This window comes from Streptosporangium sp. NPDC002607 (assembly GCF_053592655.1).
Genome location: NZ_JBSFWD010000031.1, coordinates 81,663 through 97,769 on the forward strand (window position 1 = coordinate 81,663; position 16,107 = coordinate 97,769).

A 16,107-nucleotide genomic window follows, 5' to 3' on the forward strand; every position below is an offset into this window, starting at 1 on the left:
TCGTCCGCTACCCGGGAACCCTAGGACGTCTTGTACTTCAGGGTGTAGGAGCCGGAGCCGCTCGCGGAGGTCACGAGGTAGCGGTAGTAGCCGCGCGTGCCGGTGTAGTTGATCTGCTCGTCGGGTCCGGGGCTGTCGGAGGTGGCGACGGTGACCCAGCTCGTGCCGCTCCACTTCTGGAGGAAGAGGTCGAAGTCGACATTGTCAGCGCTGTCCAGGCAGGCGGACTGCTGGCCGGGGGCCACCGTCTGGTAGTACAGGTTGTTCGGCTGGTAGGCGGACTGGCCGTTGTTCAGCTGGCCGGTGGCGGTCTTCGGGTAGCCGCTGCAGGGGGATGCGCCCGGAGGGATGGTGCTCGGCGGGGTGGTGCCAGGAGGGGTGGTGCCAGGAGGGGTGGTGGTCGGCGGGGTGCCCGCGCCCACGGTCGTCAGGTTCAGGCCGTAGGCGGTGAGGATCTCGGCGACCGGCTGGAAGTAGGTGACGCCCCCGGCGGTGCAGTCGCCGGAGCCGCCGGAGGTGACCCCCTGGGCCTGGTCCACCGAGATGAACGAGCCGCCCGAGTCGCCCGGTTCGGCACAGACACTGGTGCGGGCCAACTGGTAGACGGTGCCCTGGGGGTAGGTGACGCTGGTGTCGCGTTGCTGGATGGTGCCGCAGTGCCAGCCGGTGGTGGAGCCGGACCGGCAGACCGAGGCGCCCTCGATGGCCGGCCTGGAGCCGGCGACGGGTACGGTGCCGCCGGCGCCGTTGTTGACCGCGGGTTTGGGGATCCAGTTGGCGTTCACCGAGACCCATGCGTAGTCGCTGTCAGGAAAGACCGACCCCTGGAAGACACCTTGGGCGCTCCAGTTGGAGCCGCTCGTGGTGTCGCCCTTCTTGCCGCAGTGACCGGCGCTGACGAAACCGTTCTGGGTCCCGCGGGTCACCGGGAAGCCGATCGAGCAGCGCTCCGTGGTGCCGATGTAGTAGGCGTTGCCGCCCACGAGGTCGTCGAGGAGTTTGGGGGTCTCGTCGGAGGGCTCGACCTTCACCGCGACCGGGTCCGCGCCGGAGGCCTCCAGGGCGTTCGAGGCTACCGCGACATCCTTGGAGAGGACGACCACCTTGTTGGTCCGCACGTCGATGTAGCGTACGGCTCCGGCGTCCTTGTGGGCGGCCGGAGTGCTGTCCACCTGGTTCTTGATGGCGGTCAGGTCCGACAGGGAGCGGGTGACGATCTCGGCCCGGGCGCCTGTGGCGACGATCTGGGGGATGTCGGCCTCGGAGGTGGTGGCGACCACGAGTCGCTGCGCGACGGTTCCGACGAACCAGGAACCGGCGAAGCGCTCGCCGAGTTTCCCGCGCAGGTCCGCCTCGACCGCCGCCAGGCGGGCCTCGTTGACCAGGCGGGTCTGGGCCTGCTCCTTGGTGAGGTGCAGGTCGCGCTGGAGTGCCTCGATCATGCCCGCCGGTGGTTTCCAGGCGCCCGGGGCGGCGGGGGCGTTCGCGGCCCGGCCCTGGGCGATGGCCGGGGCGGGCGCCAGAGTGAGCGCGGTGATCACTAGGACGCATCCCGTGGTGATGGCGTGTCTGCGGGACATGGGTCTCTCCTCGACCTCGGCTTTCCGGGCGTGAGGGGGGAGAACACCACGTATCGCAGGTTGATCATGCGATGTGGGCGACGCCATGCTAATCCAGCCGTTGCCGGTCAAGGCCTCAACGCCGCGCGCCACGCGGAGGGTGATTTCGGCTGAGGTCCACCGCCGTGTTCCGCTCGTGGCCCGGTTGATCGCCGGCTGCGCCGAGGTGACGGCCGTCCGCCGTCACCGGGACGCGGCCGATGCCGCCACCGCACATGGGGTTACCACGGCCTCGCGGGCCGGGAGCGGGTGGGGCCGCCGGATCGTGCGCGGCGGCTCAGCCCGCTTCCGTCGTCGTGTTCGGGGCGGTGCGTGACCGGCGGCGCACCGCGAGGGCGATGTCCACGATCGCCGTCACGGCCAGTACGGCCATCACGACGGTGAGCCAGGTGATACCGGCCTGATGTCCGTCCGGCGACATATTCGGACCCCGCCGGGGGAGAGGCTTGGCATGACCGACAACCCTGAGGTGAACGAGAACACGGTGGAGCGCGACGTCTCGGAACAGCCCCTGCCTCCCGCCGGTCCACGAGGCGCCGACGGCGAGACCCGGATCGTGGCGGAGCGGTCGGGGGCGGACACCACCTTCCCCGAGCGGCCGCTCCTGGCGGACCCGGACGACGTGCGCCGCATTCCGGGAGAGGAAGGTTCAAAGGGTGCGAGCCGGGCCGAGCAGGGCAGGGACAGGTCCGGGTTCCCCGAGCCGGAGGTCGGCCCCGCCTCCTGAGGCCCCGTCCGTCCCTTCGAGGCGAGCCCGGACATGGCGACGGGGGTCCCGGAAGGCCGGGACCCCCGCCGCAGGGTGGTCGTGAGTCAGCTCTTGAAGGCGTCCTTGACCTTCTTCGCGCTGTCCTTCGCCTTCTCTCCGGCCTGCTTGAGGCGGCTTCCGGCCTGGTCGCCCCTGCCCTTGGCCTCAAGGCGCTCGTCGCCGGTGGCGCGGCCCACGCCTTCCTTGATCTTGCCCTTGGCCTCTTGCGCCTTGTTGGAAAGCTTGTCGTCGGCACCCATGGTGTAGTTCCTCCCGTTTTGTGGAGTTTGGTCCACGCAGTCCCCTTCTCCGCTGTGGGAGGGAGTAAACATGCCCGGTCCCGGACCCGGCCGGATTCGGCGCCGATCGGCCGGTGGCAACGCCTCTGTGGCACGGGCAGGCCATCGGAATCCGGTCCAGGGCGTACCGCGCCGGACGCCGTGGCACGGGTCTGACGGAAGGGGCGGAGACGGTGTGGTGGGCATCACGTGTGGCGGGATCGCCCCCACCGCCGTACCACTGGACCAGGAGGTTTCTTCCGCCTTCGGGCGTCGCGCGACAAGGGTGAAACACCCATGCCTCGCGAGTGAAACCGTCGTCTCCGGCGTGAAAACGAAATGACCGATCCTCCGCTTTCAGCGGAAAGCGCTCACAGCGAACGAACGGAAATCATGCTTCCGGGCGGGGCTAAGGTCACGGGTATTCGTTATTCGCAAACCTCGGGTTCGGAGTAGGTGGAGAACATGAGCGGTCCCCAGGTCGTCCCCGAAGACCAGTTGTACCAGCGGCTGCTGCGCAAGCGGATCGTCGTGCTCGGCAGCGAGGTGAACGACGAGGTCGCCAACCGGATCTGCGGGGAGCTGCTCCTGCTCTCCGCCGACGACGAACAGCGCGACATCTGGCTCTACATCAACTCACCCGGCGGTTCGGTGTCGGCGGGCATGGCCATCTACGACGTGATGCAGTACATCCCCAACGACGTCGCCACCGTGGCCATGGGCATCGCCGGGTCGATGGGGCAGTTCCTGCTCTGTTCGGGTGCGCCCGGCAAGCGTTACGTCCTGCCGCACGCCAGAGTGATCATGCACCAGCCCTCGGGAGGCCTGGGCGGCACGGCCGCCGACATCGCCATCCAGGCCGAGCAGATGCTCTACACCAAGCAGATGATGCGCGAGCGGATCGCCTTCCACACCGGCCAGCCACTGGAGCGGATCGAGGAGGACTGGGACCGCGACCGCTGGTTCACCGCCACCGAGGCCAGGGACTACGGTTTCGTCGACCAGGTCATCAGGAACACCAGCGAGGTGGTGTCCGAGAACTGATATTCCGTTCCCGAGGCGATTTTCGCTCGGGATGGTTTTCGCGGAGAGCGCCCCTGCTCTCGGCGCGGTTTCGCCTGGAATAGCGTGGCTCCGTTTCCGGCCGCTGCCGGAAACGGAGCCACGGGGTAAAGCGGCGTCGGTCGTTCTCCGGCACTTCCTCCGCTCTTCCCCGGCCGTTCGGCCGGACTTTTCCAGCCGCTGCCCGGACGCACTCGGCCGCTCCGTCAGCGGTGGCAGAGCAGGCAGCGTACGGCGTGCTCGAGAGACTCGGCGTCGGTCATGGGCGAGGGCCAGGGGAGCCGGATCAGGGTCGGGTCCTCGACGCCGCAGCGGACCGTCGCCCCGAAGCGGTCGAGTTCCCAGAGCCAGGCCCCCGGCACCGGCTCGGCGAGCAGGGAGCCCAGGGCGGCTTCCAGTTGCCTGCGATGGGCGCCGTTGACGTGGTGGAGCATGCGCTCGGCCTCGCCCATCAGCGGGTCGGGGGCGGCGCCGAGATACTCCTCGGCGTCCAGCACACCCGACTCGGGGCCGGTCAGATAGATCACCCTGCCGACGTCGACCCGTAGCAGCCTGGGGCCGTCCGTCCCCTCCAGCACCTCGAACAGCGCCTCGTCGGGGCAGCGCTCGGCGATCGCCACAGCGGTCCGCCGCACCTCGGCCACCGGCACGGCCTGCGCCCACCCCTGCACCTTGAGCAGGCCGCGCGAGAGCTCGTGCTCCCCCAGCGAGCGGTTCGACGTCAGGTCCACCGTCACCACGGGCTCGTCCCGGGCGCCATAGAGCGGGTCGCCCGGCAGGACGAGCAGCACCGGCCGGCCGGCGCCGTCCACACCACCTCTGGCGGGCATCGCGGGGCTGCTGCCTCCGGCGATGGACACGTGGGTGGGAGTGGCGCCGGCGGCGAGGGTGCGGACCCGCTCGGGGATCGGCGGAGCGGTGACTGGCTGCATGGACCGGCTCTCCTTGAGGTCGGGGAGAAACTGCTGTATAAGATTAGCCTTGCCTAACTAAGGTAAACCTAACCACAGAGGAGCGAGCGTGCGCTACACCGGACCGAAGGTGCGCCTGTCCCGCCGGGCGGGCGTGCCGCTGACCCGCAAGGCCGTCCGATACTTCGAGGAGCGCCCCTACCCGCCGGGTGAGCACGGTCGCAAGACCAACCGGCGGCAGACCGGTGACTACGGGCTGCGATTGATGGAGAAGCAGAAGCTGCGCTGGTACTACGACGTCTCCGAGCGCCAGATGCGTCGCTACTGGGACCTGGCGCTGCGCGGCGGTGGCCGTGCGGGCGCCGAGCTGGTGGTGCTGCTGGAGACGCGCCTGGCCTCCCTGGTGCTACGTTCCGGCCTCGCCCCGTCCATCTACGCGGCCCGCCAGTACGTCGCCCACGGTCACATCACCGTGGACGGCCGCAAGGTCGACATTCCCAGCTACCTGGTCAGGCCGGGCCAGGTCGTCGCGGTGCGCGAGAAGTCACGCCGGATGCAACCCTTCGTCGCCGCCTCCGAGGGCGTGTACGCGGACGAGAGGGTCGCCGCCTATCTCGGCGTCGACCACGCCGAGCTCCGCTTCACCCTGCTGAGCCGCCCGCTGCGCGAGCAGGTCGTGGTCCCGGTGGACGAACAGCTCGTGGTGGAGTTCTACTCGCGCTGACCTGACGCCTGTCAGCGGCGCCGGCCCGCCGCCTTCCGGGTGGCGGGCTTTTTCGCGCCGTTGCCTCCCGCCCCGTTGCCTCCCGCGCCGTTGCCTCCCGCGCCGTTGCCTCCCGTACCGTTGTTCCCCGTACCGTTGTTCCCCGTACCGTTGCTCCCCGCGCCGTTGTTCCCCGGCCCGCCGTTCGCGGCCGTACCCGGACCGCTGCCGCGCGTCGCGGGGACCCGGTCCCGCAGTTCCCGCACCTCGGCCCGGAGTGCGGCCAACTCGGCGAGCACCGTTCTCCCCAGCTCCGCGGTCGCCTGCACGGACTCCTCGGCGTGCTCCTCCTCCATCGCGCTGACCACCACCGCGATGAACAGGTTCAGCACCACGAACGTGCACACCAGCATGAACGCCACGAAGAACACCCACGCCTCCGGGTGCTCGTCCATCACCTCGCGGGTGATGTCGGACCAGGCGTCCCCGGTCATCATCTGGAACAGGGTGAACAGCGAGGTGGGCAGGTCGCCGAAATACTCAGGAGCGGTGGCGTGGTAGAGCTTCGTGCCCATCACCGCCGCGACGTAGAGCACAAGTCCCAGCAGCAGCACGATCGAGGTCATCCCCGGCACCGCGGTGAGCAGTGCGGTCACCACCTTGCGCAGGCTCGGCACCACGGAGATCAGCCGTAGCGCCCGCAGGATCCGCAGCGCCCGCAGGACCGAGAGCCCACCCGCGGTGGGCAGCAGCGAGGCCGTCACGATCGCGGCGTCGAACAGGTTCCACGGGTTGCGGAAGAACCGCCAGCCCTGGGCGTAGAGCTTGACGGCCAGTTCGGCGACGAAGATGTAGAGCGCCAGATGGTCGATCACGGTGAGCACCGTGCCGTACCGTTTGACGGCCTCGGCCGAGGTCTCCAGCCCGAGTGTGGCCGCGTTGATCACGATGACGGCGGTGATGAAGTGCTGGAAACGGGACGTTTCCAGCACGGCGCGGAGACGCTCGCGCGTCGGCACGGGTGGCTCCTGAGGGGGTCGGATGGGTCGGATGGCCGAGGACAAGCCAAGATCGTAACGCGTTGACGGCGGTCCGGTTCCGCCAGGGGAGTCGGGCCAGGTCAGTGCGGGGCGCTCGGTGACCTGACGCAGTAGCCGCCGATGCCCGACTCCAGGAGTTCGAAGGCGCACTCGGCCTGCCGGCGCAGGTCGGGGGCGATGGCGTCGAGGGTCTCGCCCGCGAGCATGCGCTGGACGGCGTGGACCATCAGTCCGCGCAGCACCGCGCAGATCTGGGCGGCGGCGAACGCGGGGGTGAGGTCGTCGGGGTCGGCGTCGGCCTCGTCGGCGAGCGTTCTGGCCAGGGCCTGCTCGCGCGCCTCGTTCATTTCTCTGATCCGGGCGTTGAGTGAAGGGCTCTCGGCGACCATCCGGGTGAAGGCGTCACTGCCCTCGTGAAAGCCATAGCGATGGTGCCGTGTGTCGAGCGCGTCGAGAAAGTCACGGCGCAGTGCCTCCAGCGCGCTCTCTCCCGGCCCGCGCTCCCGCACCACCCTGCTCGGCAGGTCCTCCACCTCCTGCCGCCGGTCGAAGAGCAGGTCCTCCTTGGTGCCGAAGTAGTTGAAGACCGTGTTGACCGACACGTCGGCGGCCCTGGCGACCTCGGCCACCGTCACGTTGTCGAAGCCTCGCATCATGAACAGCCCGGTGGCGACGTCGGAGATGCGCTCCCTGGTCTCCCGCTTCTTGCGCTCACGCAGGCCCTCACTCATGAGGTCATTCTATGGGGTCGGACAAATTTTGCAGTGACCCCAAATTTGGTGTTACTTTACGAATGGAGGCGATCAAATGATCAAGACATCAGCTCTGAGCAAGACCTTCCCCGGCGGTGTCGAGGCCGTTCGGGGCGTCGACCTGGCGGTGGAGGCCGGGGAGATCGTCGGGTTCCTCGGTCCCAACGGCGCGGGAAAGACGACCACGATGCGCATGCTGACCACACTGCTCCGTCCCACCGGGGGCAGTGCCACGGTCGCCGGGCACGACCTGATCACCGACCCGAAGGGCGTGCGGCGGAGCATCGGCTACGTGTCCCAGAGCGGCGGGATCGCCCCGGCGAACCCGGTGGGGGAGGAGTTGGAACTCCACGCGATGCTCTACGGCATGCGCCCGGCCGAGGCGCGGGAGCGGGTCGCCGAGGTGCTCGGCCGACTCGGGCTGACCGCGTTGCGGGAGCGGCCGGGCGGGGCTCTCTCCGGCGGCCAGCGCCGCCGGTTCGACCTCGCGTTCGGGCTGGTCCACAACCCGTCACTGCTCTTCCTCGACGAGCCCACCACGGGCCTGGACCCGCAGAGCCGGGCCGGCCTCTGGGACCAGATCAGGGACCTGCGCGACGGTGCCGGCCTCACGGTCTTCCTGACCACGCACTATCTCGAAGAGGCGGACACGCTCGCCGACCGCCTGTTCATCATCGACCACGGCGTGATCGTCGCCGAGGGTACCCCGGCCGAGCTCAAGGGCGGCACCGGCACCCTCGACGACGTCTTCCTGTCCATCACCGGCCGCTCCCTGAGAGACGATCCGCCAGGTGGTGAGCCGCCCGGCGCCTCCCAGGAGGAAGGCGAGCTTCACGCGCCCGGCGAGGTGCCCGGTGGTTCCCGTGAGGGAGGCGCGACGGCCTTCAAGGTCCGCGCCGCCGATGGAACGGCCGACGGCCAGGCGCTCACCGGTGGAACGGCAGGCGGGCGGCGAGAGGCCCGCGCGGCGGGTGAGGGGCGGTGAACGGCTCGATGGGCGTCGTCCGCGACACCTGGCTGATCTTCCGGCACAACGTCCGGATAGCCTTGCGGCAGAAGGCGGGGATCGTCTTCGGGGTACTGCAGCCTCTGCTCTATCTGGTGTTGTTCGGCCCGCTGTTCGCCACGATCGGTACCTGGGAGACGCTGATCCCCGGCCTGCTGGTCCAGGTCGGGCTGTTCAGCGCGGGTCTGTCCGGCTTCGGCATCGTCTTCGACGCCGGGGCCGGTGTGCTGGACCGGCTGCGGGTCACCCCGGCACACCGCGTCTCGCTGCTGCTCGGCCGGGTGCTGGCCAGCTCGCTCACCCTGCTGATCCAGTCGATCATGCTGATCGCGGTGGGTTACGCCTTCGGCCTGCGCGCGGCGCTCCCCGGCGTGCTGCTCGCGCTCGCCCTGATGACGCTGCTCGGGGTCAGCCTGGCCGCGCTCTCCAACGCGATCGCGCTCGTCATGGACCCCGACGCGTTCGCGCCGGTCATGAGCACGGCGGTGGTCCCGCTGGTCCTGCTGTCCGGTGCGTTCCTGCCGATGTCGATGGCGCCCGGCTGGCTGGACGCGCTGTCACGCCTCACACCGTTCCGCTACGTGCTGGAGGCCATACGTGAGCTGTTCGTCGGCCACTACGCGACGATGACCGTGGTCGTGGGCGTCGCCGTGACCGCGGTCCTCTCCGTGGTCTGTGTCTCGGTGGGCACCCGCGTCTTCAACCGCGAGAACGCCTGACCGTCGAGGCCGCCGGATGCCGCGTCGACCGCGCCTTTCGGTCCTCCGCCACGAACCCGGCCTGCCGGTGCGCGTTCAGCGGGCCAGGTCGCGGGGGTGTCCCGTCAGCGCGCCGTGCCGGCTGAGAAGCCGCGCGATGACCGACGCCAGCCGATCCCTGTCGGCGTCCGGCAGTTCACCCGCCAGGGCGTCCAGCCGCACGGTCACGTCGCGGTGCGCCTCGACGGCGAGCCGCGTGCCCTCGTCGGTCAACGTGACCTGGGCTGTACCCGGCGCGGATCGTCAGCTGGGGCCTGGAGAGTGGCCTGGCCATCGAGGACACCTACCGTGCCCGCGACGTCAAAGGGGCGGCCGATGCCTGACTACGGACATGATCCCAAGGTGGCCGAGCCGGTCCGGCGGCGCGCGCCGCGACCCCGGTCGGCTCTGACGCACGACGACCTCCGGGGACCTCAGGCCGGGGGGCCGTACGGCTCGATCCTCGGGTCGGCGTAGGGGCCCTCGCCCGCCGCGGGGTCGACACGGCGGGCCGCGGCCTCGGTCACCCGCAGCCCGTACAGGCCCTGATCGGGGTCGATGAGCACCAGGCCGTAGCCGGTGTCGACCTCCTCCTTGGGCAGTCCCAGATGCCGCATGGCCTGCGCGAGCGTCGCGTCGGGCGGGAGCCGTACGGTGATCAGGAGCATGACCTCACGGTACGCGTTCGGCGCGGCGGCGCAACGAGGCGAGGATCCCGGGAGTGTCGACGGCGCCGTGGGCGTGGCCGGTCAGAGTCGAGGAGAGAGGCGGAAGACGCGCAGTTCGCGGTCGGCCGCCCGCTCGGTGTAGCGGTCGTAGACCGGCCAGGCCCCGACCAGCCGTGCCCAGGCGTCGGCCCGTTCGTCGCCGGTCAGCAGGCGACCGGTGACCGGTGACACCCGGCCCCGGAAGCTCACCGTGGCCTCCGGGGTCGCGATGAGGTTGCCGCTCCAGGCGGGGTGGTTGGGGCGGCCGAAGTTGGAGCCGACCAGCAGGAAGCCGCCGTCGTCCTCGGGCAGGCAGGAGACCGGCGCGACGCGGGGCTCGCCGCTTTTGCTGCCGGTCGTGGTGAGGATGAGGGTGGGCAGCATCTGGTCGCTCAGCACGACCCTGCCCCGGGTCAGGCGGTGCGCGGCCCGGTCCATCCTGGGCACGATCCCGGGGGCGATCCTGGCGAAGGCGTCGGTCGCCGACAGCCACTGGACGAACGGCCTGAGCATCCCGATGAGGCGTCGACCCACAGCGATCTCGCAATCTCTCGCCCCGATCCGGCGTGCGCCCCACCGTAAGACGTAGCAAGCGCTAGGTCAACCCCGGGGCGCGGGCGTCCGGCACCAGGACGCCCGAGCCCGGCGTCCACGACTTCTTCATGGATCGGGGCTCGCCGCGCGGGGCGCCGGGGTCCTGACGAGTCAGGCGTGGCTCGGCCGCCTGTGCGGCGGCCCCCGGGCGAAAGGCCGGCCGGGGGCCGTACGGCTCGATTCTCGGGTTCTCCTTCTCCGGCGGCCTCAGGTGCCGCTCGGCCCGCGCGAGCGTCGCGTCGGGCGGGAGCCGTACGGTCATCAGGAGCATGACCTCACGGCACGCGTTCGGCGCGGCGGCGCAGCGAGGCGAGGATCCCGGCGGCGTCGACGACTCCGTAGCCGTGGTCGTGGTCGAAGCCGATGTCGCTCCGGTCGTCGGCGGTACGCCGGAGCAGGGTGCGCAGCTGGGCGGGGGACAGGCGGGAGGAGGACCACCGGGTGCGCACGGCCGCGACCAGGCCGGCGGTGACGGGGCACGCGGCCGAGGTGCCCGAGTCCGCCTCGTCGTCGCCGAAGGCCCGGGAGCCGGAGAAGTGGGTGTAGGCGCACAGGTCCGGCTTACGGGCGACGAGACGGCCCGGCCCCTGAGAGGAGTAGCCGACCCGCTCGCCACGGGTGTCGACGCCGCCGATCGACAGGACGCGCGGGTGGGAGTTGGCGCCGGTGATCGGCCGGTCCGGGTACGCGCACCGGCCGTCGGGGCAGTCGCGCCCGCAGTTTCCCGCGGCGAACAGCACGTCGGCGCCCGCCCGCTCCAGGCTGGAGACGATCAGGTTGAACGGGTGGGCCGGGTTGTCGGAGTAGTTGCCGGGGTGGCCGACGGGGAAGTCCCAGCTGGGAGAGAAGGAGCCCCAGCTGTTGCTGACGACCAGGGACCGCGAAGCGGCGGGCTGGGCTTCCAGGACGGTGCGCAGGTGGGCGAAGGCCGCCACCGCGTCCGACAGCAGGCCGTCCAGGGCCGAGCCGCCGGGGCGCCGGGAGAGCAGCACCGGCATGTCGATCAGTGACGCCCTCGGGGCGGCGATGAGCGCGTCGAAGGCGCACATCGTGCCGTGGTCGACGGGGAACTCACCCGCCCTGCCCTGCACCCCCGACGGTTTCCAGCTGCGCCGCTCGTCGACGGTGACATCGCGGCCGAGGTGCCGGGCGACGTGCGCGGAGTTGATTCCGGTGTCGAGCACCGCGAGCGCGACGCCCGAGCCGTCGAGGCCGTCACCGGCCAGCTCGGTGACGTGGAGCAGTCGCTCCACGTCACGCCAGTCGCCCACCGGGGGCGTGCCGCCGCAGGTGAGGCCCCGCTCGATCACCGGGTCGGCGAAGACCCCCACGACGTCGGGGCGGAGCGTGGGCAGCAGGGTGATCCGGGTGGATGTCTCGTCGTCGGAGATCTCCCCGCGGACCAGGACGGAGGCCTCGTCGGCGGCGAAGGAGAACGTCAGCGGCTGGTTGAGCGAGAGCGGGTCGCCTCCGGCGCCGGGCACCGGGCGGGGTACGACGACGGGCGAGAAGGAGGGGTCCACGACGACCCCGGGCAGCGGGTCGGCGACGTCGGCCGCCGCCGTGCTCACCGAGGGGTCGGCCACGGCCGCGACGACGTCGGGAGAGGGGCGGAGCTGGAGCAGGACTCGCATGTGCACCACCGGTACTCGGGGGGATCGGACTTCACCACATTCCTGCATTCACCTCGAGCGCGTCCAGCCGTTGAAACCGTCCCCTATCAGGTTTCAAGTGTCCAATCGGTGCAAATGGTGGGCGTGGATTTCCTTCCCTGAGCGAGTACCGGTCACTAGCGTTGGGCGGCATGACCGCAGCGGCGGAGACGACGCCAACCTCCCATTCCGATGTCCGGCACACGCACTGGCTGGGCACCCGTCCCAGGCTGATCGTGGCCAGTGGTTTCATGCTCTTCCTGGAACTGGCCCTGATCCGGTGGACCGGGTCGAACATCGTTCACCTCAGTTACTTCACCAACTTCGTCCTGCTGGGATCCTTCCTCGGCATCGGGCTCGGCTTCCTGCGGGTGGGGCGCAGCACCCGGCAGCCCTACTACTCGCCGATCGTGCTGGCGGTCCTGGTCCTGGTCGTGCTGTTCTTCCCGGTGACCGTGGACCGCCAGACCGAGGGCGTCCTGTACTGGACGAGCCTGAGCGAGAGCGGGCCGCCCGCCTGGCTGATCCTGCCGGTGATCTTCGCCGCGGCGGCGATCGTGCTGATGGGCCCGGCCGAGCTGGTCGGGCGGTGCTTCCCCGAACTCGAACGGCTGGAGGCCTACCGCTACGACCTGATCGGCAGCCTCAGCGGCATCGGGCTGTTCACCGCGCTGTCGTTCCTCAGCGCGCCCCCGGTGGTGTGGGGCACGATCGCCGCGATCGCCTACGCGGTGCTGCTCTGGCCCCGCAGGGTCTGGGCCCGCGTGGCGCTGCTGGTCCCGTCGCTGGTCATCGTCGGCGCCCTCGCGATGGAGACGCTGACGGCCGGGGCGCTGTGGTCGCCCTACTACAAGGTGACCTACGTGCGCGGCCACTGGAACGACGTGCCGCTGATGGACATCAAGGTCAACGGCATCCCGCACCAGCAGGCCACCCCGGCCAAGAGCCGCCTGGAGTGGGAGCGCCAGTACGCCCTGCCGTACGAGCGGGCGGCCTCCGGCAAGCTGGACGACGTGCTGATCGTGGGCGCGGGCAGCGGCACCGACGTGTCGATCGCGCTGTCCAAGGGCGCCAAGCACGTGGACGCCGTGGAGATCGACCCCAAGCTGCTCGAACTCGGGCGCTCCTACCACCCGGACAGGCCCTACGACGACCCCCGGGTCACCACTCACGTCACCGACGGCCGCGCCTTCCTGGAGAGGACCTCCGGCAAGTACGACCTGATCCTCTTCGCGCTGCCCGACTCGCTCACCCTGGTCTCCGGGGCGAGTTCGCTGCGGCTGGAGAGCTACCTGTTCACCCAGCAGGCGATGGAGGCCGCCAGGGACCACCTCAAGCCCGGCGGCGCCTTCTCGATGTACAACTACTACCGCGAGACCTGGCTGGTGGACCGCCTCGGCTCCACCATGCAGGCCGCCTTCGGCCACAAGCCCTGCGTCGACATCGTCAGCGAGACCGGCCAGCAGGCGGTGATCACCGCGGGTCTCACCACCGAGGCGCAGCGGTGCGGCTCCGAGTGGGCGGGGGCGACCGCCGACACCCCGCCGCCGACCGGTGACGACCGGCCCTTCCTCTACCTGAAGGACCAGACGATCCCGCAGATCTACATCATCACCCTCGGGCTGATCCTCCTCGTCAGCCTGCTCGCCGTCCGCGCCGTCGCCGGCCCGTACCGCCGGATGCGCCCGTACGCCGACCTCTTCCTGCTCGGCGTGGCGTTCCTGCTGCTGGAGACCAAGAGCGTCACCGGGTTCGCGCTGCTGTTCGGCACCACCTGGGTGGTGAACGCGATCGTGTTCGGCGGGGTGCTGGTCGCCGTGCTCGCCGCGGTGGAGGTGACCCGCCGCTTCCGGGTGCCGTCTCTACCCGTGATGTACGGCGTGCTGCTCGCCGGGCTGGTCCTGGCCTGGCTGGTGCCCAACTCCTGGCTGCTGGGCCTGCCGCTGCCGCTGCGCGCGGTGGTCGCCGTGGTCGTGGCGTTCCTGCCGATCTTCGCGGCCAACGTGGTGTTCGCCAAGCGCTTCGCCGACTCCGCCGACGCCACCGTGTCCTTCGGCGCCAACCTGCTGGGCGCGATGGTCGGCGGCTGCCTGGAGTATCTGGCGCTGGTCATCGGCTACCAGGCACTGCTGATCGTGGCGGGCCTGATCTATCTCGGCGCCTTCGCCCTGCTGCCCAGGAGCGCCAGGACCGTCGGGACCGGCTGAGCCGGGGACGCGACGGTCCCGGCGGGCGCCGGTTCGACAGAGAAGTACGGCCGGCCCTCCCCGGGGAGGACCGGCCGTACCGCGCGGGGTGATCTGCGGTCAGAACCCGCAGGCCTCGTCCAGGGACTGGGCGGACTTGCCGTTCTGGGTGGGGGTCTGGCTCGGCTGGACCGCCGTGCTCCTGGAGGGCTTGGGCGTGGCGGCGGGCGTCGCGCCGCTCGCGCCGGGGGAGGCGGTCACCCCCGCGGCCTGGGGGCGGCGGGCGGGCCGCACCGACTGGCGCAGCGTCCTGGCGGTCGCGGCACGGATCTTCTGCCAGTCCGGCGAGCCGGTGTAGAACTCCGGCGGTACGAACTGGAGGCTGACGATCCTGGCGTCCTTGACCTTCAGCCCCAGTTCGGTGATGTGCTCAAGCAACTCGCGGGGAATGTCGGTCTTGGCGGACTTCTTGGCCACATTTGCGATCTTGGCGAAGTTGGTGAGCACCACCGAGGGGGTGGCCTGCTGGGCGAAGGCGCCGATGACGCAGCGCTGGCGGGCCATCCGGGAGAAGTCGTCACTGCCGACGCGGGAACGCCCGTACCAGAGCGCCTCCTCGCCGGTGAGCTTCTGGTATCCGGCCTTGATGGTCCCGGCGGTGCCGTAGAGGCCGCCCCACGGGACGTCGCGCTCCACCTTGATCTTCAGGCCGCCGATGGCGTCGACCAGGTGGGCGAAGCCGTACATGTTCACCAGGGCGTAGTGGTCGATCTTCAGGTTGAGCGTGTAGCCGATGGCGTCCATGAGCGCCGCGGGGCCTCGCTGCCCCGTCTTCTTGCCGGGCATGACCTCGGGGTGGTCCTCGGCGTACTGCCAGACCTCGTTGAGCAGGCCGCCGTTGGGCAACTCGCGCATGAAGCCGTTGGGGAACTGCTTGGCGAGCGCGGTGCCCGGTGTGAAGCGGACGTGCTGGAGGTTACGGGGAAGGCTGAACATGGCGGTGTTGCCGGTCGCGACGTGCACGCTGGCCACGTTCATGCTGTCGGTCCGCACGCCTTCCCGGTTCCCGGCCCCGTCGCCGCCGATGAGCAGGAAGTTCACCCGATCGCGCCCGCCCCACGGATCCTCGTGCTTGACGGGGGCGGCGCTGGGATTGCCCGCGTTGCTCTCGAAGATGCTGTTGGCCGCCTCCTTGAGGGTCAGCACGGTGCTCGCGGTCAGCGCGAACGGCGCCATCACCGACACGCACAGCACGCCCACCGCGATGCCCGACACGATCTGTCCCCTGCCGCTGAGCCTTTGCGGTCCCAGGGAGATGTAGGAGAAGAGCACCAGCAGGAACCAGGCGATCGCGCCGGCGATGGCCAGGGCCGCCCCGGTCATCAGCGTGCTGTCCCGGGCGACGAAGCCCGCGTTCCCTTCGCCGCTGAGGATGAGCGCGCCGACCAGGACGGCGAGCAGTAACGCGCCGAAGATCGTTAGCAGAATGTATCCGACGCGGCGGCGTCCCGATCGCAGGTGCGCCGCGCCGGGGAGGATCACCGACAGCGCGGTCCAGCCGATGAGCGCGCCGACCGTCAGCGGCCTGGCGAAGCGGGGCCGTCCCCCGGCCGGGCGGGACGGTCCGGCGGGCCCCGGACCCGCCCCGGCGTGCGAGAGGGGTGTCCCCTGCCCGTCGCGCGTGCCCTGTGGAGGAAGCGTCTCCTGTCCGTCGGAGAGACCCCGCGTGCCGGGCTGAGCCTGCGGGGGGAGCGTCCCCCGCCCGCCGGGGGCACCCTGGGCGCCGTCGGACACGTTGTGGACCTGAGGCGCGGGAGGGGGGGGCTGCGTTTCGGCCGGACCCTGCGCGCCGCCGTGGCTCGCACCGGAGCCCCCGCCGCGGCTCCCGCGGCGCCGGGGGCGCCGTTTCCCGCTTTCGCCGGCGAGATCCCCCGAGTCTTGCCCAAGGTGCATCGTCACACCGCTTCCTACTACGTTTTGCCCCGGTCCACCTGGCAAAACAGCCAAGGCTCCCCGATTGAACGGAATTTGCCAGGATTCTAGTCCCCATACCTGGACATGACAGACAGATGACCAATCTACGGTAAATGGTCTCTTAACCTATGACGCCAG

18 protein-coding genes are annotated in these 16,107 nt (G+C 70.3%); 6 read left to right on the forward strand and 12 right to left on the reverse strand.

Annotated features, from left to right (window positions below; all coding sequences use genetic code 11):
• Positions 1 to 20: 20 nt before the first annotated feature.
• Together ACWD3H_RS30145 and ACWD3H_RS30150 are read right to left on the reverse strand one after the other, a co-directional pair.
• Positions 21 to 1,580 (reverse strand): S1 family peptidase, encoded by a 1,560-nt coding sequence (locus tag ACWD3H_RS30145; protein WP_451957402.1) that lies wholly within the window; start codon positions 1,578 to 1,580, stop codon positions 21 to 23.
• A gap of 316 nt (positions 1,581 to 1,896) precedes the next feature.
• A complete protein-coding gene (locus ACWD3H_RS30150) occupies positions 1,897 to 2,040 on the reverse strand; it encodes a hypothetical protein (RefSeq protein ID WP_451957403.1) in 144 nt (47 codons plus the stop codon).
• A 30-nt stretch (positions 2,041 to 2,070) separates the two neighbouring features.
• On the opposite strand from ACWD3H_RS30150, the gene ACWD3H_RS30155 reads away from it, so the two are divergent.
• Positions 2,071 to 2,346 (forward strand): hypothetical protein, encoded by a 276-nt coding sequence (locus ACWD3H_RS30155; RefSeq protein WP_451957404.1) that lies wholly within the window; start codon positions 2,071 to 2,073, stop codon positions 2,344 to 2,346.
• An 86-nt stretch (positions 2,347 to 2,432) separates the two neighbouring features.
• On the opposite strand, the gene ACWD3H_RS30160 is transcribed toward ACWD3H_RS30155, so the two are convergent.
• Positions 2,433 to 2,627 (reverse strand): CsbD family protein, encoded by a 195-nt coding sequence (locus ACWD3H_RS30160; protein ID WP_451957405.1) that lies wholly within the window; start codon positions 2,625 to 2,627, stop codon positions 2,433 to 2,435.
• A gap of 483 nt (positions 2,628 to 3,110) precedes the next feature.
• Here ACWD3H_RS30160 and ACWD3H_RS30165 point away from each other — a divergent pair, with 483 nt between their 5' ends.
• A complete protein-coding gene (locus ACWD3H_RS30165) occupies positions 3,111 to 3,689 on the forward strand; it encodes a ClpP family protease (RefSeq protein WP_451957406.1) in 579 nt (192 codons plus the stop codon).
• A gap of 224 nt (positions 3,690 to 3,913) precedes the next feature.
• On the opposite strand, the gene ACWD3H_RS30170 is transcribed toward ACWD3H_RS30165, so the two are convergent.
• Entirely contained in the window at positions 3,914 to 4,639 is a 726-nt protein-coding gene (locus ACWD3H_RS30170; protein ID WP_451957407.1) for a DUF2470 domain-containing protein, read from the reverse strand.
• Positions 4,640 to 4,727: 88 nt separating this feature from the next.
• On the opposite strand from ACWD3H_RS30170, the gene rpsD reads away from it, so the two are divergent.
• Entirely contained in the window at positions 4,728 to 5,342 is a 615-nt protein-coding gene (rpsD, locus tag ACWD3H_RS30175; protein ID WP_350920454.1) for a 30S ribosomal protein S4, read from the forward strand.
• A gap of 11 nt (positions 5,343 to 5,353) precedes the next feature.
• Here the strand turns inward: rpsD and ACWD3H_RS30180 are convergent, their stop codons facing one another.
• On the reverse strand, positions 5,354 to 6,340 hold the full coding sequence (locus ACWD3H_RS30180; RefSeq protein ID WP_451957408.1) for an ion transporter: 987 nt from the start codon (positions 6,338 to 6,340) through the stop codon (positions 5,354 to 5,356).
• A 101-nt stretch (positions 6,341 to 6,441) separates the two neighbouring features.
• Complete coding sequence (locus ACWD3H_RS30185) at positions 6,442 to 7,092, reverse strand: TetR/AcrR family transcriptional regulator (protein ID WP_355562289.1); 651 nt, start codon at positions 7,090 to 7,092, stop codon at positions 6,442 to 6,444.
• A 76-nt stretch (positions 7,093 to 7,168) separates the two neighbouring features.
• Here ACWD3H_RS30185 and ACWD3H_RS30190 point away from each other — a divergent pair, with 76 nt between their 5' ends.
• Positions 7,169 to 8,098 (forward strand): ABC transporter ATP-binding protein, encoded by a 930-nt coding sequence (locus ACWD3H_RS30190; RefSeq protein ID WP_451957409.1) that lies wholly within the window; start codon positions 7,169 to 7,171, stop codon positions 8,096 to 8,098.
• Positions 8,095 to 8,838, forward strand: a complete 744-nt coding sequence (locus tag ACWD3H_RS30195) for an ABC transporter permease (protein WP_355632405.1) — start codon at positions 8,095 to 8,097, stop codon at positions 8,836 to 8,838. The genes ACWD3H_RS30190 and ACWD3H_RS30195 overlap by 4 nt, the downstream gene beginning before the upstream one ends.
• 75 nt (positions 8,839 to 8,913) lie before the next feature.
• Here ACWD3H_RS30195 and ACWD3H_RS30200 read toward each other — a convergent pair whose 3' ends face one another.
• From ACWD3H_RS30200 to ACWD3H_RS30220, 5 genes are all read right to left on the reverse strand, one after another.
• Positions 8,914 to 9,090 carry a hypothetical protein gene (locus tag ACWD3H_RS30200; protein WP_451957410.1) on the reverse strand — a complete coding sequence of 59 codons (177 nt, stop codon included), beginning with the start codon at positions 9,088 to 9,090 and terminating at the stop codon, positions 8,914 to 8,916.
• A 200-nt stretch (positions 9,091 to 9,290) separates the two neighbouring features.
• Entirely contained in the window at positions 9,291 to 9,524 is a 234-nt protein-coding gene (locus tag ACWD3H_RS30205) for a hypothetical protein (RefSeq protein WP_350920441.1), read from the reverse strand.
• An 81-nt stretch (positions 9,525 to 9,605) separates the two neighbouring features.
• Entirely contained in the window at positions 9,606 to 10,097 is a 492-nt protein-coding gene (locus ACWD3H_RS30210; protein WP_350920438.1) for a nitroreductase family deazaflavin-dependent oxidoreductase, read from the reverse strand.
• A gap of 61 nt (positions 10,098 to 10,158) precedes the next feature.
• Entirely contained in the window at positions 10,159 to 10,428 is a 270-nt protein-coding gene (locus ACWD3H_RS30215) for a hypothetical protein (RefSeq protein ID WP_451957411.1), read from the reverse strand.
• A 4-nt stretch (positions 10,429 to 10,432) separates the two neighbouring features.
• Positions 10,433 to 11,791: a S8 family peptidase gene (locus ACWD3H_RS30220; protein ID WP_451957412.1), complete on the reverse strand. Its 1,359-nt coding sequence runs from the start codon at positions 11,789 to 11,791 to the stop codon at positions 10,433 to 10,435.
• A 170-nt stretch (positions 11,792 to 11,961) separates the two neighbouring features.
• On the opposite strand from ACWD3H_RS30220, the gene ACWD3H_RS30225 reads away from it, so the two are divergent.
• On the forward strand, positions 11,962 to 14,016 hold the full coding sequence (locus ACWD3H_RS30225; protein ID WP_451957413.1) for a spermidine synthase: 2,055 nt from the start codon (positions 11,962 to 11,964) through the stop codon (positions 14,014 to 14,016).
• A 99-nt stretch (positions 14,017 to 14,115) separates the two neighbouring features.
• On the opposite strand, the gene ACWD3H_RS30230 is transcribed toward ACWD3H_RS30225, so the two are convergent.
• Entirely contained in the window at positions 14,116 to 15,789 is a 1,674-nt protein-coding gene (locus ACWD3H_RS30230) for an LCP family protein (RefSeq protein ID WP_355562267.1), read from the reverse strand.
• Positions 15,790 to 16,107 lie beyond the last annotated feature (318 nt).

Excerpts from the sequence above, each read along its gene's own strand:
- ACWD3H_RS30185 (WP_355562289.1), bottom strand. The coding sequence starts at position 7,092 with ATGAGTGAGGGCCTGCGTGAGCGCAAGAAGCGGGAGACCAGGGAGCGC.
- ACWD3H_RS30170 (WP_451957407.1), bottom strand. The coding sequence starts at position 4,639 with ATGCAGCCAGTCACCGCTCCGCCGATCCCCGAGCGGGTCCGCACCCTC.
- ACWD3H_RS30165 (WP_451957406.1), top strand. The coding sequence starts at position 3,111 with ATGAGCGGTCCCCAGGTCGTCCCCGAAGACCAGTTGTACCAGCGGCTG.
- ACWD3H_RS30205 (WP_350920441.1), bottom strand. The coding sequence starts at position 9,524 with ATGCTCCTGATCACCGTACGGCTCCCGCCCGACGCGACGCTCGCGCAG.
- ACWD3H_RS30190 (WP_451957409.1), top strand. The coding sequence starts at position 7,169 with ATGATCAAGACATCAGCTCTGAGCAAGACCTTCCCCGGCGGTGTCGAG.
- ACWD3H_RS30155 (WP_451957404.1), top strand. The coding sequence starts at position 2,071 with ATGACCGACAACCCTGAGGTGAACGAGAACACGGTGGAGCGCGACGTC.
- ACWD3H_RS30150 (WP_451957403.1), bottom strand. The coding sequence starts at position 2,040 with ATGTCGCCGGACGGACATCAGGCCGGTATCACCTGGCTCACCGTCGTG.
- ACWD3H_RS30215 (WP_451957411.1), bottom strand. The coding sequence starts at position 10,428 with ATGCTCCTGATGACCGTACGGCTCCCGCCCGACGCGACGCTCGCGCGG.
- ACWD3H_RS30160 (WP_451957405.1), bottom strand. The coding sequence starts at position 2,627 with ATGGGTGCCGACGACAAGCTTTCCAACAAGGCGCAAGAGGCCAAGGGC.
- ACWD3H_RS30225 (WP_451957413.1), top strand. The coding sequence starts at position 11,962 with ATGACCGCAGCGGCGGAGACGACGCCAACCTCCCATTCCGATGTCCGG.
- ACWD3H_RS30145 (WP_451957402.1), bottom strand. The coding sequence starts at position 1,580 with ATGTCCCGCAGACACGCCATCACCACGGGATGCGTCCTAGTGATCACC.
- ACWD3H_RS30220 (WP_451957412.1), bottom strand. The coding sequence starts at position 11,791 with ATGCGAGTCCTGCTCCAGCTCCGCCCCTCTCCCGACGTCGTCGCGGCC.